The organism is Xanthomonas sp. LMG 8993 (assembly GCF_009835065.2).
Lineage (GTDB): Bacteria > Pseudomonadota > Gammaproteobacteria > Xanthomonadales > Xanthomonadaceae > Xanthomonas > Xanthomonas arboricola.
The window spans coordinates 118,796-142,286 of record NZ_QVIF02000006.1 but is presented as its reverse complement, the minus strand read 5'-3'; the positions used below and the strand labels follow the sequence as shown (position 1 = coordinate 142,286).

At 66.9% G+C, this 23,491-nt stretch carries 22 protein-coding genes; 12 read left to right on the top strand and 10 right to left on the bottom strand.

Annotated features, from left to right (window positions below):
• Positions 1–216: 216 nt before the first annotated feature.
• From dapB to DYQ94_RS12950, 6 genes are all read right to left on the bottom strand, one after another.
• A complete protein-coding gene (dapB, locus tag DYQ94_RS12975; protein ID WP_024937724.1) occupies positions 217–933 on the bottom strand; it encodes a 4-hydroxy-tetrahydrodipicolinate reductase in 717 nt (238 codons plus the stop codon).
• A 437-nt stretch (positions 934–1,370) separates the two neighbouring features.
• Positions 1,371–2,093, bottom strand: a complete 723-nt coding sequence (locus DYQ94_RS12970; RefSeq protein ID WP_126966341.1) for an MOSC domain-containing protein — start codon at positions 2,091–2,093, stop codon at positions 1,371–1,373.
• A complete protein-coding gene (locus tag DYQ94_RS12965; RefSeq protein WP_126966342.1) occupies positions 2,090–3,292 on the bottom strand; it encodes an aminotransferase-like domain-containing protein in 1,203 nt (400 codons plus the stop codon). The genes DYQ94_RS12970 and DYQ94_RS12965 overlap by 4 nt, the downstream gene beginning before the upstream one ends.
• Positions 3,293–3,448: 156 nt before the next feature.
• The gene (locus tag DYQ94_RS12960; RefSeq protein WP_016904924.1) at positions 3,449–3,703 is read right to left on the bottom strand and encodes a DUF6587 family protein; all 255 of its coding nucleotides are present in this window, start codon (positions 3,701–3,703) and stop codon (positions 3,449–3,451) included.
• Between the two features lies 1 nt (position 3,704).
• Positions 3,705–5,564: a ferrous iron transporter B gene (gene feoB, locus DYQ94_RS12955; RefSeq protein ID WP_126966343.1), complete on the bottom strand. Its 1,860-nt coding sequence runs from the start codon at positions 5,562–5,564 to the stop codon at positions 3,705–3,707.
• Positions 5,561–5,809, bottom strand: coding sequence for a FeoA family protein (locus DYQ94_RS12950; protein WP_016904358.1), 249 nt, complete (start codon positions 5,807–5,809; stop codon positions 5,561–5,563). Before DYQ94_RS12950 ends, feoB begins: the two co-directional genes overlap by 4 nt.
• Positions 5,810–5,925: 116 nt before the next feature.
• Between DYQ94_RS12950 and DYQ94_RS12945 the strand changes: the two genes are divergently transcribed.
• From DYQ94_RS12945 to DYQ94_RS12925, 5 genes are all read left to right on the top strand, one after another.
• Entirely contained in the window at positions 5,926–6,723 is a 798-nt protein-coding gene (locus DYQ94_RS12945; protein ID WP_126966417.1) for an enoyl-CoA hydratase-related protein, read from the top strand.
• On the top strand, positions 6,720–7,616 hold the full coding sequence (locus DYQ94_RS12940) for a hydroxymethylglutaryl-CoA lyase (protein WP_126966344.1): 897 nt from the start codon (positions 6,720–6,722) through the stop codon (positions 7,614–7,616). Before DYQ94_RS12945 ends, DYQ94_RS12940 begins: the two co-directional genes overlap by 4 nt.
• Positions 7,617–7,756: 140 nt before the next feature.
• Positions 7,757–8,527, top strand: coding sequence for an SDR family oxidoreductase (locus DYQ94_RS12935; RefSeq protein ID WP_039527531.1), 771 nt, complete (start codon positions 7,757–7,759; stop codon positions 8,525–8,527).
• Between the two features lie 114 nt (positions 8,528–8,641).
• Positions 8,642–9,208, top strand: coding sequence for an elongation factor P-like protein YeiP (gene yeiP, locus DYQ94_RS12930; RefSeq protein WP_016904354.1), 567 nt, complete (start codon positions 8,642–8,644; stop codon positions 9,206–9,208).
• Positions 9,208–9,600 carry a hypothetical protein gene (locus DYQ94_RS12925; RefSeq protein WP_024937731.1) on the top strand — a complete coding sequence of 131 codons (393 nt, stop codon included), beginning with the start codon at positions 9,208–9,210 and terminating at the stop codon, positions 9,598–9,600. The genes yeiP and DYQ94_RS12925 overlap by 1 nt, the downstream gene beginning before the upstream one ends.
• A gap of 75 nt (positions 9,601–9,675) precedes the next feature.
• On the opposite strand, the gene DYQ94_RS12920 is transcribed toward DYQ94_RS12925, so the two are convergent.
• Genes DYQ94_RS12920 through DYQ94_RS12910 form a run of 3 tightly spaced genes read right to left on the bottom strand, consistent with a single transcriptional unit; the run spans position 9,676 to position 13,260 of the window.
• A complete protein-coding gene (locus DYQ94_RS12920; protein ID WP_126966345.1) occupies positions 9,676–11,511 on the bottom strand; it encodes a DUF7844 domain-containing protein in 1,836 nt (611 codons plus the stop codon).
• Complete coding sequence (locus DYQ94_RS12915) at positions 11,508–11,807, bottom strand: DUF2388 domain-containing protein (RefSeq protein ID WP_024937732.1); 300 nt, start codon at positions 11,805–11,807, stop codon at positions 11,508–11,510. The genes DYQ94_RS12920 and DYQ94_RS12915 overlap by 4 nt, the downstream gene beginning before the upstream one ends.
• A 34-nt stretch (positions 11,808–11,841) precedes the next feature.
• Positions 11,842–13,260, bottom strand: coding sequence for a D-2-hydroxyglutarate dehydrogenase (locus DYQ94_RS12910; RefSeq protein WP_126966346.1), 1,419 nt, complete (start codon positions 13,258–13,260; stop codon positions 11,842–11,844).
• 208 nt (positions 13,261–13,468) lie between these two features.
• On the opposite strand from DYQ94_RS12910, the gene serA reads away from it, so the two are divergent.
• Positions 13,469–14,710, top strand: a complete 1,242-nt coding sequence (gene serA / locus DYQ94_RS12905; protein WP_126966347.1) for a phosphoglycerate dehydrogenase — start codon at positions 13,469–13,471, stop codon at positions 14,708–14,710.
• A gap of 898 nt (positions 14,711–15,608) precedes the next feature.
• Here the strand turns inward: serA and DYQ94_RS12900 are convergent.
• Positions 15,609–16,157, bottom strand: a complete 549-nt coding sequence (locus DYQ94_RS12900; protein ID WP_126966349.1) for an NUDIX hydrolase — start codon at positions 16,155–16,157, stop codon at positions 15,609–15,611.
• Positions 16,158–16,337: 180 nt separating this feature from the next.
• Here DYQ94_RS12900 and DYQ94_RS12895 point away from each other — a divergent pair, with 180 nt between their 5' ends.
• The 6 genes from DYQ94_RS12895 (at position 16,338) to DYQ94_RS12870 (ending at position 23,343) form a co-directional block, all read left to right on the top strand.
• Complete coding sequence (locus DYQ94_RS12895) at positions 16,338–17,810, top strand: amino acid permease (protein WP_024937736.1); 1,473 nt, start codon at positions 16,338–16,340, stop codon at positions 17,808–17,810.
• A gap of 128 nt (positions 17,811–17,938) precedes the next feature.
• On the top strand, positions 17,939–19,369 hold the full coding sequence (locus DYQ94_RS12890) for an amino acid permease (RefSeq protein ID WP_016904398.1): 1,431 nt from the start codon (positions 17,939–17,941) through the stop codon (positions 19,367–19,369).
• Positions 19,370–19,985: 616 nt separating this feature from the next.
• Positions 19,986–20,639, top strand: a complete 654-nt coding sequence (locus DYQ94_RS12885; protein ID WP_016904399.1) for a methylthioribulose 1-phosphate dehydratase — start codon at positions 19,986–19,988, stop codon at positions 20,637–20,639.
• A gap of 40 nt (positions 20,640–20,679) precedes the next feature.
• Positions 20,680–21,246, top strand: coding sequence for a 1,2-dihydroxy-3-keto-5-methylthiopentene dioxygenase (locus DYQ94_RS12880; protein WP_024937737.1), 567 nt, complete (start codon positions 20,680–20,682; stop codon positions 21,244–21,246).
• Between the two features lie 2 nt (positions 21,247–21,248).
• On the top strand, positions 21,249–21,947 hold the full coding sequence (gene mtnC / locus DYQ94_RS12875; protein WP_126966350.1) for an acireductone synthase: 699 nt from the start codon (positions 21,249–21,251) through the stop codon (positions 21,945–21,947).
• A gap of 319 nt (positions 21,948–22,266) precedes the next feature.
• Positions 22,267–23,343, top strand: coding sequence for a C13 family peptidase (locus DYQ94_RS12870; RefSeq protein WP_126966351.1), 1,077 nt, complete (start codon positions 22,267–22,269; stop codon positions 23,341–23,343).
• Positions 23,344–23,491: the final 148 nt, after the last annotated feature.

Below are 23,491 nucleotides of genomic sequence, written 5' to 3'. Positions count from 1 at the left end.
GGGACTCCGATGCGCTTCCGGCCAAATTCCGGTTGCAGCAAAGCGCGGACGCGGTGCTGAGGACCGGTCCGACGCTGGTTCGGGCAAGCGAGAATTGTAAAGGCAAGTGCCCCGGCATGCCAGCCTGGAGAACACCGGTTGCCGCGGTGACATCGCAATGGCGGGATGAATGCGCCACCGCGATCATTCGCCATTCATGCGCAGCAACGCGCCGGCTTACAGCACCAGATCGCGCACGCGATAGCTGCCGGCCGGCTTGCCGAGCAGCCGCTTGGCCGCATGCAGGGCACCGCGCGCGAAGATGTCGCGGTTGGTGGCGCGGTGCACCAGCTCCACCCGCTCGCCCAGCCCGGTGAACTGCACCGTGTGCTCGCCGACGATGTCGCCGGCGCGCAGGCTGGCAAAGCGCGGCTGCGCGCCGCTGCCGGTGGCCGCCTCCCCCAGCGTCAGTGCGGTTCCGGAGGGTGCGTCCTGCTTGTGCACGTGATGCGCCTCGACGATGTCGCAATCCCAGCCCGGCAGGCTGCCGGCGGCACGCTCCACCAGTTCGGTCAGCACCGCAACGCCCAGGCTGAAGTTGGACGCCCACACCAACGGGATCTGTTGCGCGGCCTCCAGCAACGCAGCGCGCTGCGCCTCATCCAGACCGGTGGTGCCGGACACCAGCGGTCTACCGCGCTGCGCGCACAGCGCCAGGATCGGTGCGAAGCCCTGCGGCAGGCTGAAGTCGATTGCCACATCGAAGGCCGGCGCACCGCCGAGTTCGCTGGCGGCAAAGTACGGCACGCCGTCCACCACGCGCTGCGAAGGCGAGCGCCCCACCACCGCACCGACGACGTGCAGCGCCTCGTCTTCGGCAGCCAGGCGCAGCAATGCCTTGCCCATCCGCCCGGAGGCGCCGTGGATCAGAACTTTCACAGGAGACGGTGTCATGGCGGCAGGCCTAGCTGGGCGATGGGGTTGTACAAGATAGCTGGGAATCGGGAATCGGGAATCGTAAAAGCTGGGATTGGGGAGTCGGGATTGGGGAGTCGTTAAAGCCAGGAATCGGGATCAGGGACTCGTGAGAGCGGGTGCGGGTGTGCGCGTTTTACGTGCTGTGGCGCTTTGGCTTGGTGGCGTCCGTGGGGTGCGCGTGGTGGTTGGCATACAACGTCGCGAGCGGCCATGGCTTGGTAAAGGCTGCGCCACTGTACGTTGGTAAGGACGATGAGGACGCATGGCATACGGCCATCATTGCGGCGCCTGGAAGGTGGCGTTTGCCGACTTCGTGGCCGCGATTCCCCAATCCCGACTCCCGAATCCCAAATCTCAGCCCTGCAGCTGGCGCGGCCGCGGCCATTGATCGCGCGCGATGGTGTTGGCGGCTCTCAGTCGCCTGCGCCTTGCAGGCGTTTGCTCCAGCTCTCTATTTCGCGGCGTTGCAGGCGGCGTTCGAACAGCGCCTGCCATGACGGCACCAGCGGCAGTTGCAGCACCTCGGTGATGGCGGCGACATCGACATCGCGCGCATACAGCAGCTGTTGCAGGCGCAACAGCGTCCATTGCGGATGCGGTCGCTGCTGCAGTGTCAGCGTATCGCCGGCAGCAACGTCGCCGGGCTGCAGCACGCGGTAGTACCAGCCGGTGCGGCCGGTGTCCTGCACGCGGCGCGCCATGTCGCGCAGGCCGAAACGGTCGGACAGCTTCCAGCATGGCTGACGCAGCTGCGACACTTCCACCACTGCCGTACCCAACGCAAAGCGATCGCCCAGGCAGACCTCGGCTTCGGTAAGGCCGAGGCTGCTCAGGTTCTCGCCGAATGCGCCGGCCGTCTCCAGCAACGCATGTGCACCGAGCTCGGTCCGCCAGGCGGCGTAGTGATCGCGTGGATAATGGTGGATCGCCTTGTCCGGCCCGCCATGCACACGCCGGTCGCCCTGCTCGTCGCCGTGCAGACCGTCGGGACCGACGTGCACCCTGCCGTCCACCGCCCGCTTGTCGATCGCGCTGCGGCTACCGGGCCGGGTGAAGTCGCGTGCGACACCGATCGCGACGCTGTCGAGAGTGATCGCGAGCGCAGGCGCCTGCACGCCAGCGGCCTGCGTGCTCACGCGCCCTGCCCGGGCAATTCGGCCAGCGCCTCGCGTAGCACCTCGCCCAGGACCTGGATGCCGGCGTCGATCCTGTCGCCGGGCACGGTGACAAACGACAGCCGCAAGGTATTGACCTGCGGCAAGGTGGCGTAGAACGGCGCGCCCGGCACGAACGCCACATTGCGCGCGATCGCACGCGCCAGCAGCGCGGTGCCATCCAGCCCGGGCGGCAGGGTCACCCACAGGAACATGCCGCCTTCGGGGCGATTCCATTGCACCTGGGGCGGGAAATGCCGATCCAGTGCCTCCAGCATCAGGCTGCATTGACGCGCATACAGCGCGCGGATCTGCGGGATATGCGTGTCCAGGAAATCGTCCTGCAACGTCTGGTGGACCACGCGCTGGGTGAACGAGGGTGTATGCAGATCGGCCGCCTGCTTGGCCTGGATCAGCTTGCCCAGCACCGCTTCGGGCGCGACCACATAGCCCAGCCGCAACCCGGGCGCGAGCACCTTGGAGAACGAGCCCATGTAGATCACGCCCTCCGGGCTGAGCGACAGCAGGCTCGGCAGCGGCTGGCCGCTGTAATACAGCTCGCCATACGGATCGTCTTCGACGATCGGCACGCCCGCCTCCGCCGCGCGCGCCACCAGGGCCTGACGGCGCGCCAGCGGCAACCGGCGACCGGTCGGGTTCTGGAAATTCGGCAGGCAATACAGAAAGCGCGCATCGGCCAGCACTGCAGGATCCAGCGCGTCCACCACCACTCCATCCTCGTCCGAGGGCATGCCGACAAAGCTCGGCTGGAACAGCGAGAACGCCTGCAGCGCGCCCAGGTAGCTTGGCGTTTCCACCAGCACCTTGCTGCCTTCGTCGATGAAGACCTTGCCGAGCAGGTCCAAGCCCTGCTGCGAGCCGGTGGTGATCAACACTTGGCTGGGCCGGATGTTGGCGCCGTCGCGGCTCAGGCGTGCGGCCACCCATTCGCGCAGCGGCGCATAGCCTTCGGTGGGGCCGTATTGCAGCGCGGCCTGCGGCGCATCGCGCAGCACCTGATCGCTGGCCGCGCGCATGCGCTCCACCGGAAAGGTGGCCGGCGACGGCAGCCCGCCGGCGAAGGAAATCACCTCCGGCCGCTCGGTCACCTTGAGGATTTCGCGAATCGCCGAACTGGTCAGCGCCTGCGCACGTCGGGAGATCTGGAAAGAGGTCGTCATCGCGCAAGCATAGCGAAGGCCAGTGGCCGACGCGCTGTGCACTGCAGCGTCGACGACGCAACCAGTCCAGTGGCGGTATCGCCGCTGCGCCAACCATCGCCACGCGTCACGACACACGCCTGGGTTGCGGTGGCGCTACCGAAGAACTGCGGTGCGTCAGTGACGACGTGGCGGGGTCGGACCGCAGCTGTCGCAGCCACCGCAGGCCGCGGCGTTCTGCGCGGCCGGCGGCGCCACGCGGCGGCCCAGCGCCCGCATCCACGCAGGCCGCCCATCGCGCAGCAGGCCGATCGCCACTGCGCCGCGCAGACGCCGCAGCGTGCCGGGAAATTGCTTCTTCATCACCACCCACAGGCTGAGCAACACCGCCAGCGCGATGACAACGTATTGCAGCGTAAGCGACAGATCCACTTCAGCCGGCTCCCAGCAGCACGGCCAGCTGGTAGGTCACCAGCGAGGCCAGGTAGGCCAGCGCGAACAGGTACACCGCGCTGACCGTCATCTGCTTCCACGAGTTGGTTTCGCGCTTGATCGTGGCCAGCGTGGAGATGCACATCGGCGCGTAGATGTACCAGACCAGCAGCGACAGCGCGGTGGCCAGCGACCAGCCATCACTGATCAGCGGCGACAAGGCCTGCGCGGCGGCATCGTCGTCGGCCGCCGACAGCGCGTACACGGTCGCCAGCGAGGCCACCGCCACTTCGCGCGCGGCCAGGCCCGGAATCAGCGCGATGCAGATCTGCCAGTTGAAGCCCAGCGGCGCGAAGAAGACCGCCATCGCATGGCCGATGCGCCCGGCGAAGCTGTAATCGATCGCCGGCAAGGTGGCGTCGGCCGGCGCGGCCGGGAACGACAGCAGGAACCACAGCAGGATGGTCAGGGCCAGAATGATGCCGCCGACGCGCTTGAGGAAGATCAGCGCACGCTCCCACAGCCCCAGCGCCAGGTCGGGCAGATGCGGCAGGCGGTACGACGGCAGCTCCAGCATCAGTGGATGCTCGCTCTTGTCGCGGCGCCACTTCTTCATCGTCCACGACACCAGCAGCGCGCTGACGATGGCCGCGGCATACAAACCGAACAGAATCAGGCCCTGCTGGTTGAAGATGCCCCACACGGTCTTCTGCGGGATGAAGGCGCCGATCAGCAAGGCATACACCGGCAGGCGCGCCGAGCACGTCATCAATGGCGCGACCATGATGGTGGCGAGCCGGTCGCGCGGGTCCTGGATGCTGCGTGTGGACATGATGCCCGGCACCGCGCAGGCAAAGCTCGACAGCAACGGAATGAACGAGCGCCCGGACAAGCCGGCGGCAGACATCATGCGGTCGAGCAGGAAGGCCGCGCGCGGCAGGTAGCCGGACTCCTCCAGCGCCAGGATGAAGGCGAACAGGATCAAAATCTGCGGCAGGAAGATCACCACCCCGCCCAGGCCGGCGATGATGCCGTCCTTGAGCAGGCTGTTGAGCGGGCCTTCCGGCAAGGTGGCGCCGACCCACTCGCCCAGTGCCGAGGTGCCGCCGTCGATCAGGTCCATCACCGGCGTGGCCCAGGCATACACCGCCTGGAAGATCAGGAACATCACGACCGCCAGCGTGACCAGGCCCCAGAGCGGATGCAGCAGCCAGCGGTCCAGCGCATCGTCCACCCGCGAGGTCCGCGTCGGCATGGTCACAGCCGCACTCAGGATCTGTCGCACCTGCGCATGGTAGTTGCCATCGGCAGGCGGCGTGGCGCTCGGTGCCGCCAGGCGCGCGGCCTGTGTATCGAGCCGCTCGACCAGCGCCTTGGCACCGCCGCGGCGCACCGCCACGGTTTCCACCACGGGCACCCCGAGCGCCTGTTCCAGCGCCGGCAGGTCGATGACGATGCCGCGTCGTTGCGCGGCGTCGACCATGTTCAAGGCCACGATCATCGGCCGGCCCAGCTCGCGCAGCTCCAGCGCAAAGCGCAGGTGCAGGCGCAGGTTGGTCGCATCCATCACGCAGACCAGCACGTCCGGTGCCGGTTCGCCGGGATAGAAGCCACGGCACAGGTCGCGGGTGATCGCCTCGTCCAGGCTGGCCGGCTGCAGGCTATAGGCGCCGGGCAGATCCAGCACCGCGAAGTCGCGCCCGGATGGCGCACGGAACTGCCCTTCCTTGCGTTCGACGGTGACGCCGGTGTAGTTGGCGACCTTCTGCCGGCTGCCGGTCAGCTGATTGAACAGTGCGGTCTTGCCGCTGTTGGGATTGCCCACCAGCGCCAGCCGCAACGGGACGCTCGCCGCGCTCATGCCTGTGCTCCATCGACGCGCACCTGCACGCGTGCGGCCTCGCTGCGGCGCAGGGCGAACCGGGTGTAACCGACCTGTACCAGCAGCGGTTCGCGCCCGACCGGCCCGGTCGCCAGCACCGTGACTTCTTCGCCGGCGACAAAACCCAGTTCGCGCAGACGCCGGGCGATCGTGTCGTTGGGGAGGCGATCCTCCACGGAATCCACGATGGCGGCGCGATGCAAGGGCATGTCGGACAGCGTCACAAAGACGGCCTGATTGTTAGGAATGGTTCTCAATTCTAGCATCGACGCACCGCGTCATGGCTCAGCCGACCCGTGCCGCTATCATGGTTCGCATCCCATTCATGGACGTTGACGCAATGCAGGACACCGGCTTGATCGTGGAGGACCAGGGAGCGGTCCGCACGTTGCGACTGAACCGCCCAGCGGTGCACAACGCCTTCGATGCGACCTTGATCGGCGCGCTCACCGACGCCTTGCAGCAGGCCGGCCGGGCAGCGCAGATCCGCGTCGTCGTGATCACCGGTGCCGGCGCTGCGTTCTCCGCGGGCGCCGACCTGAACTGGATGCGCGGCATGGCCGGTGCCAGCGAGGCCGAAAACGCGGCCGATGCACTCGCCCTGGCGCGCCTGATGCGCACGCTGGACGAGTTGCCCAAGCCGACCATCGCGCGCGTCAACGGCGCGGCGTTCGGCGGCGGCGTGGGCCTGGTGGCGTGCTGTGATATCGCCATCGGCTGCACCGAGGCGCGCTTCGGGCTGACCGAGAGCAAGCTCGGCCTGCTGCCGGCGGTGATTTCACCGTATGTGATCGCCGCGATCGGCGCGCGCCAGGCACGGCGCTGGTTCGCCACTGCCGAGATCTTCGATGCGGCCACCGCGCAGCTGCTGGGCCTGTTGCATCAACTGGTCGCCGCCGACCAACTGGATATCGCGGTGGAGCGCCAGGTCCGCCTGTTGCTGGCGGCTGCCCCATTGGCCGCGGCCAGCGCCAAGGCGCTGGTGCGCGCGGTGCTGCCACCGATCGACCGCGACGCCATCGACGCTGCCAATGCCGCGTGGATCGCGCGCCTGCGCGTTTCCCCGGAAGGCCAGGAAGGCCTGGGCGCCTTCCTCGACAAGCGCAGCCCGGCCTGGGTGCCGGAGGGCGCGGCGTGAGCGACTTCGTCCGCATTGTCGAGGTCGGCCCGCGCGATGGCCTGCAGAATGAAGCGGCACCGATCGCCACCGCCGACAAGATCGCCTTGATCGATCAACTCTCCGCGACCGGGCTGCGCAGCATCGAGGCGACCAGCTTCGTCAGCCCGCGCTGGGTGCCGCAGCTGGCCGATGCGGCCGAGGTGTTTGCCGGCATCACCCAGGCGCCGGGCATCGCCTATCCGGTGCTGGTGCCGAACCTGCAGGGCTATGCGCGCGCACGCGCCGCCGGTGTGCAGGAGGTGGCGGTGTTCACCGCGGCGTCGGAGGCCTTCAATCGCACCAACACCAACGCCGGCATCGACGAATCGATCGCGCGCTTTCGGCCGATCCTGGAACAGGCCGCGCTCGACGGCGTGCGCGTGCGCGGTTATGTCTCCACCGTACTGGGCTGCCCGTATCAGGGCGCGGTGCCGGTGGCCGACGTGGTGGATGTCGCGCAACGGCTGTACGCACTGGGCTGCTACGAGATTTCGCTGGGCGACACCATCGGCGTCGGCACCCCGGCCAAGGCACGCCAGATGCTGGCCGCGGTTGCGCAGGCGGTCCCGATGCCGGCATTGGCCGTGCACTTCCACGACACCTACGGCCAGGCGCTGGCCAACATCGCCGCCTGTCTGGAGCAAGGCGTGCGCGTGGTCGATGCGGCGGTGTCCGGTGCCGGCGGCTGCCCCTACGCCAAGGGCGCCAGCGGCAATGTGGCCAGCGAAGATGTGGTGTATCTGCTGCATGGGCTGGGCATGTCGACCGGCATCGACCTGCCTGCCCTCGCCCGTACCGGCCGCTGGCTGGCGCAGTTACTGGGCCGCGAGACCGGCAGCAAGGTCGGCAAGGCCTTGGCGGCGGCCGGCTGAGATTTCAGTCCCGCACGCTGCCGCACCCGCACATCTTCCAGGGCGGTCACACGGACGCTTCGGCTAGAATCGCCGGCTGCGTCGTCACCCGTTCGCCTGCCGGCATCCACCGGCTTCCAGGATTTCCAAGGAACCACCGCATGCAGCCTTCTTCTGTTCTTGCCATCGTCACCGGCGGCGTTTCCGGCCTGGGCCTGGCCGTGGCGCAGCGCATCGTGGCCGACGGCGGCAAGGTCGCCCTGTTCGACGTCAACGCCGACAAGGCCGAGGCGGCGCTGGCGCTGCTCGGTGACGGCAACGCGCAGTATTTCGCCACCGACGTCACCGACGAAGCGCAGGTCGCCGCCAACGTGGCGCAGGCCGCGCAGGCGCTGGGCGGGCTCAACCTGGCGGTGAACTGCGCCGGCATCCTGGGCTCGGGCCGCGTGCTCGGCAAGGAAGCGCCGATGCCGCTGGCGACCTTCCGCACCACCGTGCTGGTCAACCTGGTCGGCAGCTTCAATGTCGCCAAGGCCGCGGCCGACGTAATGCAGCACAACAGCGCCGGCGACGACGGCGAGCGCGGCGTGATCATCAACACCGCGTCGGTGGCCGCCTACGAAGGCCAGATCGGCCAGGCCGCCTATGCCGCCAGCAAGGGGGGTGTGGTCGGCATGACCTTGCCGATGGCGCGCGAGCTGGCGCGCTTCGGCATCCGCGTGATGACGATCGCACCGGGCGTGTTCTGGACCCCGATGGTGGACGGCATGCCCGAGGCGGTGCAGCAATCGCTGGCCGCAGCGATCCCGTTCCCCTCGCGTCTGGGCCAACCCGACGAATACGCCGACACCGTCGCCTTCATCCTGCGCAATCGCTACCTCAACGGCGACGTGATTCGCCTGGACGGCGGCGTGCGCTTGGCGCCGAAGTAGCAGGGATTGGTGCGTCGGGATTGGGGATTCGTAACAGCACTACTGCCCTGCCCGCCCGCTCCAGTCCTGCTTTGCCAATCCCTCATCCCAAATCACCAATCCCTGACTCATTCCATGAAAGCTAACGACATCAAGAAAGGCAACGTCGTCGAATACAACGGCGGCATCTACCAGATCCGCGACATCGAGCGCAGCTCGCCGCAGGGCCGCGGTGGCAACGTGCGCTTCCGCTTCATCATGTACAGCGTGCCCGGTGGCGCCAAGCTGGACGCCAGCTTCGACGCCGACGACAACCTGCCGGAAGTGGAGTTGCTGCGTCGCCTGTCGACGTTCTCGTACAAGGATGGCGAGGCGTTCGTGTTCATGGACGACGAGGATTTCACCCCGTATACGCTGGATGCGGACGTGATCGGCACCGATGCCGGCTACATCATCGACGGGCTGACCGGCATCTACGTGCAGGTGATCGACGACCAGCCGGTGGCCGTGCAACTGCCGCAGACGGTGACGCTGGAAGTGGTCGAAACCCCGCCCGAACTCAAGGGCGGCACCGCCACCAAGCGGCCCAAGCCGGCCAAGCTCAATACCGGCCTGGAAATCATGGTGCCCGAGTACATCACCAACGGTGAGCGCGTGCTGGTCAACACCACCACCGGCGAATTCGCGGGCCGCGCCGACTGATGCGCAAGCTGGTCGTTGTGGTGACGCTGGGGCTGCTGGGCGCCTGCACGGCGCAACCAGCCCCGGCGCCGACAGCCACGCCCGCACCTGCGCCGGTGGCCTGCACCGATGCCAAGGTGGACGAGGAGTGGCTGCAACATCCGCCCGGCCTGTGCGGCATGCCGGAGGACGTACGCACGCTGGTGGAGGATTACGACACCTGCGAGCACTTCGCGGGCGAGGACCCGTACGACGCCGATCGTCGCCACGAGATCGAAGTGGCGATCGCGCAATTCTGCACGCCGGCACCGGCACGGCTTGCAAAGCTGATGCAGCAGTACCGCAACAACGCGCAGGTCAGCGACTGGCTACGCAAGTATTCGGTGCAGGCGGATCTGCAACCGGCTGGCTGAAGTGCGCCGGCTGGTGTGACAGGTGCCGGCTGGTGCAATGCCGTCGTCCCTGGCCGGAGCACCGGGAACTGGGACTTACCGCTGCAGGCGTTTGTCGTCGGCCGCATCACCGCGCGCTAGCTCGCGCAGGCGTGCGCGCAGGCGCTGCACATTCGCCTCGCCCTGCTCCAATCCAGTGCGGATGTCGGCCGGCAGTTGCTGCCGCCCCAGCGCCTGCAGCTGTTTCCAGCCGTCGACCAGTACGACGGTTTCCTGCGCCACGCGCGCGCTCAGGTCCTGCCGCTCTTCCGCTTGCGGCAGTCCGTAGCTGGCGCTGCCCAACAGCGTGGCCGGATGACTGAGCCGGGCCTGCCGCGCGAACACCGACTGCAGCTGACCCTGCACCGAGTCACGCGCGGCCGCGCCGGGTGTCAGCAGGCGCTTGAGCGCATCGCGTGCCAGCAACTCCTGGCGGCGCAACGCAGCCTGTTCCAGCAACAACGCTGCAGCCGTCTCGCGTAGACCGCCGCGGTCGAACCACTGCGCACGCGCGTCCGCGCGCGCGTCCAGCCATTGCTCCACGCTGGTCTGCGGCACCTGCAGGCCGTGGCGGATCACCTCGAACATGGTCTGGTAATGCGCCGCCGCCGACTCGAAGTAATAGCCCTGGCGAATCGCCTGCGCAGGGTCGTCCAGCACCTGCATGTCGGCGATTCCGGCGCGCTGCAAGCGCTGCCTCACGCCGCGCGGGGTGATCGACGACAGCCGGGCCGCGGCCAGCCGCGGCACGCCGTCGTGCAGGAGCTTGAAGGTCTCCACCGCGCAGTTGTTGCCGACGAAGTAGTAGCGCCCGTCGTAACTCCAATGCACCTGCGCTGCGCGTGCGAGCAGCGCGGCGATCTCCCCGGGCGCCAGTGTCAGCGGCACCGACGACAGCGCGCGCAGCTCCACCTTGGTGTATTCGTCCACGACCTGATTCAACGGCAATACGAACAGCCGCGAGGGATACGAACCGGTCAGCCCGCGCCAGCTGGAAATCTGCACATCGCCGACGAAGGCGCGGAACGACAGCACGCGGTGATACTGCAGATCCAGACGGCAATCGGGACCGGGCGCGCGGCCAGGGGCACAGATCACCAGACGCAGCATGCTGTGGCCCCAGCGGCTCATCGGCTGCGCATTGCCCTCGGCCAGCAGGTAGTCCACCGCGTACACACGCGCTGGATCCAGTGCCAGCAGCGACATCGCGCCGGCATCGTTGTCGGCCTGCAGGTACGGTAGCGTCGTCTCGCAATGCGTTGCACCGGGCATGCCACCGACCTGCTCGGCGAACCAGGCCGCCAGCGCCGGACGCCGGCAGTGATAGTCGGCATCGAGCACGTAGTGTTCGAGATTCACCGCGACGAATTCGGCTGGGCTGCGCCGCTCGTAATCGTCGGGGCTGCGATCGCTGAACCGGTTTGCGCCACGCCCGATCCGCCAGGGACGCACCTGCCAGCCGGCCAGATCGCGCAGCCGCGGGTCGCGCGACAGGCCGCCGTGCGCACCGCGGTCCAGCACATGCGCCAGTTCATGCACCACGGCGGCCATTGCCGCGCGCGTGGCCGGTGCCTCGGGGTCGGTCTGCGCAGCTGTCGCCTGCACGCTCCAGGCATCCAGCAGGTCACGATCGAGCAGGATGCGGCGGCCGATCGCGCGGCCATGCACGTGTGCCGGCAAATCCGTGCGCCACTGCAGCTGGATCGGTGCGTCGATGCGCTGCATCCAGGCCGGCGGCAGACGCTGCGCCACCTGTTCCACCAATGCGTGCGTGGCATCGATCTGCGCCGCAGACAGGCCCTGCGGATCGACATCGATGCGTAATTCGGCCTGCGCCGCCGGTGCGATCGCTGCGGCCAGCCACAGCCACCAGCACCGGCGAGGAAAACTCACTGGGCCAGGATGGACTGCGCCAGCTCCAGGTCGCTGGACAGCCGCGCCGCATCGCTACGGCTACGCAACTGCAGCAGCGCCGCTTCCAGCCGCGCCCCGCGGATCGCGCCATCGCTGGCGACGAAGCCGGCGGCATCTTCGCGTGCGTCGGCCACCACCTTGTCGTCGCCGGAACTGCTGCCGGAGGAATTGGACGAACCGGCCGACGATGCACCCGCCGAGGTTCCGGCCAGGCTGGATGCGAAGGCCGCCAGCGGCAGCAGCGTCAAAGCGCAAAACACGAGGGAGCGCATCATTGGCGTATCGATTCCATGTGAAGGTGGTGAAAGACTAACCGGCACGCGTGGCGGCAGGCGCGTCGTCCATCTCGAACAGCTTGCCGGGATTCAGCAAAAGATGAGGATCGAGCACATGTTTGATCCCGCGCATCAAGGCGATCTCCTCGGCCGAGCGCGTGCTCCACAGATAGGCCTTCTTGACCAGGCCGATGCCGTGTTCGGCAGAGATGCTGCCGCCAAAACGCTGCAAGGCCTGCGCCAGCAACTTGGTCACCTGATCGCAGGCCGCCACGAAATCGGCCTGGCTGGTGCCATCGGGCTTGAGCACGTTGATATGCAGGTTGCCGTCGCCGATATGGCCGAACCACACCACATCGAAATGCGGATACGCATCGTGCAGCAACGCATGGGTTTCGGCCAGGAACGCCGGCATCGCCGAGATGCGCACCGACACGTCGTTCTTGTACGGCGTGTAGCGCGCCAGCGCTTCGGTGATGCCTTCGCGCAGCCGCCACAGTTGCGCGGCCTGCGCATCGCTCTGGCTGATCACCCCGTCGCTGACCCAGCCCTGCTCCATGCAGGTCTCGAATGCCGCCATCGCTGCGGCTTCCTGCGCCTCGTCGCCAGCAGCGAATTCGGTGACCACGTAATACGGATGCACCTGCGCAAATGGCGCCTGCGCGCCGTGCGCCAGCACGTGTTCGAGCGCGCGGTCGGTGAAGAACTCGAATGCCTCCAGCCGCAGCTGCGCGCGGAACGCGGCAAACACCTGCATCAACACCTCGAACGAAGGCAGCGCCAGCAGCATCACGTTGCTGGGCGGCGGCGGGTCGGTCAGTCGCAATGTCGCTTCGACCACCACGCCGAGCGTGCCCTCGGAGCCGATCATCAGATGGCGGAAATCGTAGCCGCTGGAATTCTTCACCAGCGCGTTGTTGAGCTCCAGCAGTTCGCCGGCACCGGTGACCACCTTCAGGCCGGCCACCCAGTCGCGGGTATTGCCGTAGCGGATCACGCGGATGCCGCCGGCATTGGTGGCGATATTGCCGCCGATCGAACACGAGCCCCGCGCGGCGAAATCCACCGGATACACCAGCCCATGCTCGCGCGCGGCGTTGTGCACCGCTTCCAGCGGCATGCCGGCCTGGACGGTGAGCGTGCGATCCACCGCATTGAACTCCAGCGACTTGTTCAGGCGCTCCAGGCTCAGCACCAGCTCGCCGTTGGCAGCCACAGCACCGCCGGACAAGCCGGTGCGCCCGCCCGAAGGCACCACCGCAACCGCGTTCGCATTGGCCCAGCGCAGCACCGCCTGCACCTCGTCCACCGCACCAGGCAAGGCGATCGCCAGCGGGTTGGGCGTCCAGCGCCGCGTCCAGTCGCGGCCGTAGTGTTCCAGGTCGGCCGGCTCGGTCTTCAAACGCAACGCGGGCACGGCCTGTTGCAACGAAAGGATGCGGGGATCGGTCATGGCACACGGCGCTGCGGTAGGAACCGCACAGCGTGCCAGTGCGCGCCAGGCGCGTCCAGTTGCACGGCGTGGCGCCGCCACGGCGTTGGATTCAGCTGAAACCGTTGCACCGCAAGGACTTAGCCTGCGCAAACACTGCGTTGCGGGCGCCCCATCGCGCGGCCCATCTGGCATAGTTGCCGACCCGATTGCTGCAATGCGCTCCCCCATGTCGCCGAAGAGAACCTCGTTTCCCAAGCAGGACATCCGCGTCCTGTTACTGGAAGGCATCAGCCAGACGGCCGTGGATGTGTTCCGCGCCGCCGGTTATTCGCAGATCGAACTGCACGCCAAGTCGTTGCCGGAAGACGAGCTCATCGCGCGCATCGCCGAGGCGCATATCGTCGGCATCCGCTCGCGCACGCAGTTGAGCGCCGAGGTGCTGGCGCATGCCAAGCGGCTGATCGCAGTGGGCTGCTTCTGCATCGGCACCAACCAGGTCGATCTGGACGCGGCCGAGCTGGCCGGCATCCCGGTGTTCAACGCGCCCTACTCCAATACCCGCAGCGTGGCCGAGCTGGTCATCGCCGAGGCGATCCTGCTGTTGCGCGGCATCCCGCAGAAGAACGCCGACTGCCATCGCGGTGGGTGGTCAAAGTCGGCCGCCGGCAGCCACGAAACTCGCGGCAAGGTGCTGGGCATCGTCGGTTACGGGCATATCGGCACCCAGGTCGGCGTACTGGCCGAGTCGCTGGGCATGCAGGTGATCTTCCACGACATCGAAACCAAGCTGTCGCTGGGCAACGCGCGTGCGGCGATCGATCTGGACGACCTGCTGGCACGCTCGGATGTGGTGACCCTGCATGTGCCGGAGACGCCGTCGACCAAGGACATGATCGGCGCAGCGGAAATCGCGCGCATGAAGCACGGCGCGCATCTGATCAATGCCTCGCGCGGTACCGTGATCGACATCGACGCACTGGACGCGGCGCTGAGCTCGGGCCAGATTGGCGGCGCGGCGGTGGACGTGTTCCCGATCGAGCCCAAGGGCAATGGCGATGCGTTCGAATCAAAGTTGACCGCACACGACAACGTGATCCTGACCCCGCACGTGGGTGGCAGCACGCTGGAAGCGCAGGACAATATCGGCGTCGAAGTGGCCGCCAAGCTGGTGCGCTACAGCGACAACGGCAGCACCCTGTCGGCGGTGAACTTCCCCGAAGTCACCCTGCCCGAGCACCCCGACAGCCTGCGTCTGCTGCATATCCACCGCAATGTGCCCGGCGTGCTGTCCAAGATCAACGAACTGTTCTCGCGCCACAACGTCAACATCGACGGCCAGTTCCTGCGCACCGATCCCAAGGTGGGCTACGTGGTGATCGACGTCAGCGCCAGCGAGGCGCAGGCCACCGCGTTGAAGGAAGGCCTGGCCTTGATCGAAGGGACCTTGCGAACGCGCATTCTGTACTGAGCGGACTTTGTACCGAGGTGATCCCTTCTCCCAACGGGAGAAGGTGACCCGAAGGGCCGGATGAGGGGCGCTGCGGCCAACTTCGGCGCGTCTGCCATGGCAAACGCGTCGCCCCGCGCCAATAAGGAAGCCAGCACAAAACTGCGCAGCCTTTCCTTCTCCCATCGGGAGAAGGTGGCCCGAAGGGCCGGATGAGGGTACGGGTGACTCGAGAACTCTAGCCACCCGTTCCCTCACCCCGAACCTCCGCTCCGCGGCCCTCCCGCGCTTGCGGCGCGGGCGATCAAAGGCGGAGCGCAAGCTGTGCCTGCTCGCCCCGACAGGAGAGGGGCTTTCGCAGACCTGAGCATGAAACAACGTTTCATCACTCACCCATCGCTTCCAAGGCCACGACAGCCAATGGCCGAGGCAGCAGCGTGGCCGGGGATTGGCGGAGAGCGGCACAGGGATGTGCCGCGGTGGCGAGTCAGACAGGATGTCTGACCGAGCCGAGCAGCCGATCGCCGGCCGCGATGCTGCCGCCCACCGAAGCCGCTAAGCGACAGGCCAGGCCGCGCTTGTGGCGCGCAAGCTGTGCCTGCTCGTCTCGACGGGAGAGGGGCTTTCGCAGACCTGAGCACGAAAAGGCGTCTCATCACTCACCCACTGCTTCCAAGGCCATGACAGCGAATGGCCGAGGCAGCAGCGTGGCCGGGGATTGGCGGAGAGCGGCACACGGATGTGCCGCGGCGGCGAGTCAGACAGGATGTCTGACCGAGCCGGGCAGCCGATCGCCGGCCGCGCTGCTGCCGCCCACCGAAGCCGGCAAGTAACAGGCGTGCCCGCGCTTGCGGCACCCGAGCCAGTGGCGCGCAAGCAGTGCCTTATCGCCCCGACAAAAGGGGCTTTGACAAGCTGCTCAACGCACGCGCGCCACCCACTTCTCCGCCATGCGCCGCATCGACGGATCCAGCTGCGGATCGGCAAGCAGCTCGGCGACCGGGCGCCATGCCAGGGCCAGCGATTCCTCGCTGACTTCGAATGCCTCGTTCGCCCCAGCCACCACCACATAGCGCGCGTCGTAATGCCAGTGCCCGGCCACCTCGCCGCGCGCGGGAATCCAGTGCCGGTCCAGGTCGAAGATGGCCGCGTCAGCCAGGCGCAAGCCGGTCAATCCGGACTCCTCCTGCGCCTCGCGCAAGGCCACCTGCGCCAGGTCGCGGTCGCCGTCGGCGTGCCCGCCCAGCTGCAGCCAGCGTTGCAGCTTGCGGTGATGGGTCAGCAACGTGCGCGTGCCATCGGCGCTGACCACCCACGCCGAGCCGGTGAAATGACCTTCGACACGCTCGCGCAGGAACGGGTTGGTGGCATCGTCCAGCAGCTGAGCGAACTGCTCGGCCAGCTCCGATTCGTCCGGCCAGCGTGCGCGGTAGTCGGCCAATCGCTGTTGCAGGGTTGCATCCACCATCTGTCGTTTCCCGGTCGCCCGTTGCGGGCCAGGCGGCCATTATCGCCATTCATGCTGCGTACGCGCTTGTCGTGAGCGTGTAGCTTTGGCAAGGTAGGCCGCTTGCCTGTCCCACCGGGACGCGGCGCACCACCTTCGCCCAGGCGCGCGCGCCTTAGTTGCCACTTAGGGATGTACCGAATGCTGAAGTCTCTGTTGAGGGTCAAACCGATCGAGCCCGCTGGACATGTCGACGGGGGCGAACCGGTCGAAGGCAGCCTGCAAGGCGAAGCCACCCTGCAACGCACCCTGACCGCCAAGCACCTGATCATGTTGGGAATCGGTGCGGTGATCGGCGCCGGCATCTTCGTGTTGACCGGCCAGGCCGCTGCCAACCATGCTGGCCCGGCGGTGATGCTGTCCTTCGTATTCGCCGGCATCGCCTGTGCGTTCGCCGGCCTGTGCTACGCGGAGTTCGCGGCGATGATGCCGGTCTCTGGCAGCGCCTACTCGTATTCATATGCCACCCTCGGCGAGGGCATCGCCTGGTTCATCGGCTGGTGCCTGGTGCTGGAATACCTGTTCGCCGGCTCCAGCGTTGCGGTCGGCTGGTCCGCCTACCTGATCAGTTTCCTGACCGGCACGCTTGGATTGCCGTTCCCGGCCGAGCTGGCCGGCGCGCCACTGGCCTGGGACGGCCACAACTTTGTCAGCTCCGGCAACCTCATCAACCTGCCGGCCGTGCTGATCGTGGCTGCGGTGAGCATGCTGTGCTACGTGGGCGTCACCCAGTCGGCGTTCGCCAACGCCATCGTGGTGGCGATCAAGGTGGTGGTGATCTGCCTGTTCGTCGGCTTCGGTATCGCCTACATCGACCCGGCCAACTGGCATCCCTTCATCCCGGAGAACACCGGGCCGGGCCAGTTCGGCTGGGACGGCGTGTTCCGCGCCGCCTCCATCGTGTTCTTCTCGTATATCGGCTTTGACGCGGTCTCCACCTCCGCCGGCGAGACCAAGGATCCGCAGAAGAACATGCCGATCGGCATTCTGGTGTCGCTGGCGGTCTGCACCGTCATCTACATCATCGTCTGCGCGGTGTTGACCGGCCTGCTGCCCTATACCCAGCTCGGCACCGCCAAGCCGGTGGCCACTGCGCTGGAAGCGCACCCGCAGCTGACCTGGCTCAAGACCGCGGTGGAGATCGGCGCGATCGCCGGCCTGTCCTCGGTGGTGCTGGTGATGCTGATGGCGCAGCCGCGCATCTTCTACACCATGGCCAAGGATGGGTTGATGCCCCGACTGTTCGGCAAGGTGCATCCGAAGTTCCATACCCCCTATGTCGGGACGATCTTCGTCGGCGTGGTCGCGGCGCTGCTGGCAGGGTTGATCCCGCTCAGCGTGCTGGGCGAACTGGTGTCGATGGGCACCCTGCTCGCCTTCGCCACCGTGTGCGCCGGGGTGATGGTGCTGCGTTTCACCAAGCCGGATCTGCCGCGCCCGTTCCGGGTGCCGCTGGCGATGCTGATCTGCCCGCTGGGCGCGCTGGCCTGCCTGTTCCTGTTCTTCCAGGCCTTCCAGGAACACTGGAAGGTGTTCGTGGGCTGGACCATGATCGGCCTGGTCATCTATTTCGGTTATGGCATTCGCCATAGCCGGCTGGCCCGCAAGGTTTGATTGCGAGTCCCTCGCAAGAGCCCGCACATCCGTGTGCGGGGATTTGACGACACGAGTCCCTCGCAACAGCCCGCACATCTCGCACACGCCCGCACCGCCATGTGCAGGGATTCAACAGGAACCGCTGCATGTTCAAGCAACTCTGGGCCACCAAGCACCCGCACGCCAGCCACGAGGCGGCCGACGGGCTGGGCCTGCAACGCGCACTCGGGCCGTGGGGGCTGACCGCCCTGGGCATCGGGGCGGTGATCGGCGGCGGCATCTTCGTCATCACCGGCCAGGCCGCGGCCGACCATGCCGGCCCGGCGATCATGCTGTCGTTCGTGCTGGCCGCGGTGTGCTGCGCGTTCTGCGCAATGGCCTACGCCGAGTTCGCGGCGATGGTGCCAGTGTCCGGCAGCGCCTACACCTATACCTACGCCACCTTCGGCGAACTGGCGGCCTGGTTCATCGGCTGGATGCTGGTGCTGGAGTACGGCGTGTCCGCCTCGGCGGTAGCGGTCAGCTGGACCGGCTATTTCCTCAGCCTGCTGGAGCATTTCAACATCCACCTGCCGGCCGCCCTGGTCAGCGCGCCGCTGGACGGCAAGCTGCAGCGCACCGGCGCGATCGCCAACCTGCCTGCCGCCGGTATCGTGCTGCTGCTGACCTGGCTGTGCTACGTGGGCATCCGCAAGTCGTCGGCGATGAACATGGCGATGGTGATCCTCAAGACCGGGCTGATCCTGCTGGTGATCGCGGTGGGCTGGAAGTACGTGGATACCGCCAACTGGCACCCGTTCATTCCGGCCAACGAAGGTCCGGGCAAATACGGCATGGAAGGCGTGCTGCGCGGCGCGGCGATGGTGTTCTTCGCCTATATCGGCTTCGAGGCGGTGTCGGTGGCGGCACAGGAATCGCACCGCCCGCAACGCGACCTGCCGATCGGCATGATCCTGTCGCTGGTCATCTGCACCGTGCTCTACATCGCCATGGCGGCGGTGATGACCGGCCTGGTGCCCTACACCCTGCTCGGCACCGACGAGCCGGTGGTGACCGCGGTGGCGGCGCATCCGCAGCTGGCCTGGTTGCGCGTGGTGGTGGAAGTCGGCGCGCTGATCGGGCTGTCGTCGGTGGTGCTGGTGATGATCATCGGCCAGCCGCGCATCTTCATGATCATCGCGCGCGACGGGCTGCTGCCGTCGATCTTCACCCGCATCCACCCCAAGTACCGCACCCCGCACGTCAATACCGTGATCACCGGCGTGGGCATCGCCCTGCTGGCGGCAGTGTTCCCGCTGGATGTGCTGGGCGAGCTGACCTCGATGGGCACGCTGATCGCCTTCGCCGCGGTGTGCGCCGGCGTGCTGATCCTGCGCCGTACCCACCCGGAACTGCCGCGTCCGTTTCGCATGCCGGTGGCTTGGCTGATCTGCAGCGCCGGCGTGTTGAGCTGCCTGGCCCTGCTGTCGGCGATGACCCTGCACAACTGGATGTTGATGGGAGTGTGGACGCTGGTCGGGCTGGTGGTCTATTTCGGCTACGGTTACCGCCACAGCCGTCTGCGCGACGGTCGCTGAGCACACGCATGGGCTGAGAGCGGCCGATAGAACGCCTGCGCGCCGGTCTATCGCAGAGCGGCTGATCTGGGCGGGCTGATCTGTAGCTTGGTTGGTGGGTGCTGGTCTGCGGCTTGGCTGCAGGGTCCTTGCCCGCCCACCCTCGCAGGACACGCCGCAAGTACGTCCCTGTAGGCTCTTACGCGGCATCCATGCCGCGTAAGGTCCCGCGACGGTGGGCGGGCAAGGACCAATCGGGATGATCGGTGTGCACAGTTGAAGAGCAGTAACCGCCGTGCGTAGTGCGCTTTGTTCGACACTGATGCGCCGGCTCGAGGTGCGACACGGGGGCGACAAGCGGCTTTTCATACGACCACCGATCAGCTTCCTGGTGCGGTGCCCTCGCCGGTTGCGGGACCCTTGGCGGCATGGATGCCGCCAAGGAGCCTCCATGGACGGATTCACGGCGTGTCCCGCAAGTGGTGAGGGCACCGCGCTCCCGACCAGCTAGGCATTTGACCTCTGCCAGGCGCGCGCTCCTCACGTTTAGTAGGCCGATCTGGGTACGGGCCTGGCAGGAACAAAACCCTGCTGCGCTGCACCTGACCGTAATCCGGCGGGGCAGTAGAATAGGTCCATGAATGCGACCACTGCCCCCCTGCCCTATAGCGCCGCGCGTCTGCACGAGCTAGCGCACCTGCTGATCGGCAATATCCGCGAGCTGGCCCAGGCCGGCTGGACGCCGGCCACCAGCAGCAATTTCTCCCATCGCCTGGACGAACAGCACGCGGCGATCACCGTGTCCGGCCGCGACAAGGGCCGCCTGGTCGAAGAAGACATCATGGTGGTGGACTTCGATGGCCTGGCGGTTGGCCGTCCGTTACGCCCGTCTGCGGAAACGCTGCTGCACACCCAGCTGTATCGCCGCTTCCCCGAGATCGGCTGCGTGCTGCACACGCATTCGCCGGTGCAGACCATTGCCTCGCGACTGTACGCCGGCAGCGGCATGATCCGGCTGGAGGGCTATGAGCTGTTGAAAGCCTTCGAAGGCAACACCACACATGAAACGGCAGTGGACGTGCCGGTGTTCGCCAATACGCAGGACATGCAGGTGCTGGCCGCGCAGGTCGAGGCCCTGCTGGACAAACAGAGCCTGTGGGGGTATCTCATCGAAGGACATGGTCTGTATGCCTGGGGCCGCAACATGGCCGAGGCGCGCCGTCACCTGGAGGCCTTCGAATTCCTGCTGCATTGCGAACTCGAACTGCTGAAGCTGCGCGGCCCGCGCTGAGTCCTCGCCACCTCCCCCTTCCCTTGTGAGCCAGATCGCCATGAGCCGACTTCGCATCTACAACGATTCCGATCCCAACCTGCCGCAGCTCGATAGCCGCGACGGCGAGCAGATTGCCGCCGAGCTGAGCAAGATCGGCGTGACCTTCGAGCGCTGGAAGGCCAATCAGCCGATCGAGCCGGGTGCATCACCCGAGCAGGTGATGGCGGCCTACCGCGAGGATATCGAGCGGCTCAGCGCCGAGCGCGGGCTGAAGACCGTCGATGTGGTCAGCATCGCGCCTGACAATCCCAAGCGCGAGGAAATGCGCGCCAAATTCCTGGACGAGCACTTCCACAAGGAAGACGAGGTGCGCTTCTTCGTCGCCGGCTCGGGCCAGTTCACGCTGCACGTGGACAACAAGGTCTACGAGATCGAATGCGTGAAGGACGACCTGATCGCCGTGCCTGACAGCACCCTGCACTGGTTCGACATGGGGCCGGAGCCGCACTTTGTGGCGATCCGCTTCTTCACCGAGCCTGATGGCTGGGTAGGCCACTTCACCGGCACCGAGATTGCCCAACAATTCCCCCGCTACGCCCCCGAGAAACCTCCAAAGGCCAGCTGACGATGACACGACCGCAAGCGATCCTCACCGATATCGAAGGCACCACCAGCAGCATCTCGTTCGTCAAGGACGTGTTGTTTCCGTATGCGCGCCGCGCCATGCCGGCCTACGTGCAGGAGCACGGCGGTCACCCGCAGGTGCGGCACTGGCTCAACCAGGTGGCCGACGAGATCGGCGAGGACGTGCCGGACGAAGTCCTGGTCAGCACCCTGCAGACCTGGATCGACGAGGATCGCAAGCACACCGCACTCAAGGCGCTGCAGGGGATGATCTGGAGCGACGGCTACAAGACCGCCGACTTCACCGCGCACATCTATGCCGATGCGGCGATCCAGCTGCAGGCCTGGCATGCGGCCGGCATTCCGCTGTACGTGTATTCGTCCGGCTCGGTGCCGGCGCAGAAGTTGTTCTTCGCCCATAGCGATGCCGGCGACCTGAGCGGGCTGATCAGCGACTGGTTCGATACCGAGGTCGGCCCCAAGCGCGAGAGCGCCAGCTACCGCCGCATCGCCGAACGCATCGGCGTGCCGCCGGGCGAGATCCTGTTCCTGTCGGACGTGATCGAAGAGCTGGACGCCGCCAAGCGTGCCGGCATGCCTACCGCGCTGCTGGACCGCCTTGAGGACTACCCCACCCCACGCTCGGCCGACGAGATCGGCAGCCACCAGCGCGTGGAAAGTTTCACCGAGCTGGCGCTGTAAGCGCGATCGGCAAGCCCGCTGCGCTCATCCTTGGGTGAGCGCAGTCGTTACTCGGCGTTGCATGCGCTACTGATGTATTGAGGTTCAAGCGCGCCGTCCGCACCTGCCTGACGGCGCGCTCGCGGCGCGGTTGCAGGCGTGGGTCAGCCGACATCGACGATGCGCAGTGGCGAGACTTGGCAGGCAAGGCCTGCTGCAGGCAACGTGTTCTGCAAGATGTGCTTGAAGCGGATCGATGGACGTTGTGCAACGTCGTGGCCTGCGTTGCGATCACTGCGCCCAGGCGCTCCACCCGTCCTCCCAGACCTCGGCGTTTGTCATGTCGCTGCACTCCCCCTTCGGACCGAACGCCTTGTTGCGGCGACTCTCCTTGTTGATCCTCATCGTGGCCTTGATGGCCGGCTGTCACCCCGATGCCGGTGCCGCACTGCCCAAGCAGGCGGCGGCAGGCAAGGATGAGGTCGACCCGGTCGACCAGGCGGCGCTTGCGCAGGCATTGAACGCGCTGCAGCCACAGCGTCCTGGGGTGACCGACCTGTATGTGGTCGGCTTCGCCGGCGATGCCAGCGACGATGTGTTTCGCAACGAGACGCTCTACCTCAGGCAACTGTTCGAACAACGCTTCGATGCGCGCGGCCGCGTGGTGACGCTGGTCAACAACCCCGACAATCTGGGCGAGCAGCCGTACGCACCGCTGGCAACCTATGACAACCTGTACGACACGCTCGCCGCAATCGGCAAGCGCATGGATCGCAAGGAAGACGCGCTGCTGCTGTTCGTCACCACCCATGGCACCGAAGACCACACGCTGTACGTGCAGGTGGACCAGAACGAGGAAGACTTCATCAGCCCGCAGGATCTGCGCCAGGCATTGGACGATGCCGGCATCGGCAATCGCATCATCGTGCTGTCGGCGTGCTACTCGGGTGGCTTCATTCCGGCGCTGCGTTCGCCGGACACGCTGATCCTCACCGCCGCGCGCGCCGACCGGCCCTCGTTCGGCTGCGGCAACACCTCCAATGCAACCTACTTCGGCCAGGCCTGGCTGATCGATGCGATGAACCGCAGCGACGACCCGCTGGCCGCGTTCGATATGGCCAGGACAGCGATCACCGCGCGCGAGAAGCAGGAAGGCGAACTGCCGTCGTTGCCGCAGCAATCACTCGGCAAGCGCATCGCGCCGGTGCTGGCACGCTGGCGTGCGGGACTACAGGTAGGCCCGGCCGTGGCCTACCCGTATCCGCCGCTGGAGACCGCTCCGGATGCCGGGCAGGACCAGGATCCGGAAGCCGATCCCGATAGCAGGTCGCTGGACAACCCGACCAAGGTCAAGGTGCCGGCCGCACCGGCCAGCCCGCGCAAACCGTCGCCCGTGCCGGCACCCGCGACGCCATGAAGATTGCCACGCGCTGAGACTAATTCTCATTTCGTCAACGCCTGCGCAGCCTCGCTACACTCGCCCTGCCAGCCAGCTCACGCCAGCCAGCATCGATCCCGCCAGCGCGCCATCGCCTGCCAGCCCGGATCCCAAAACGCCTCCCTCG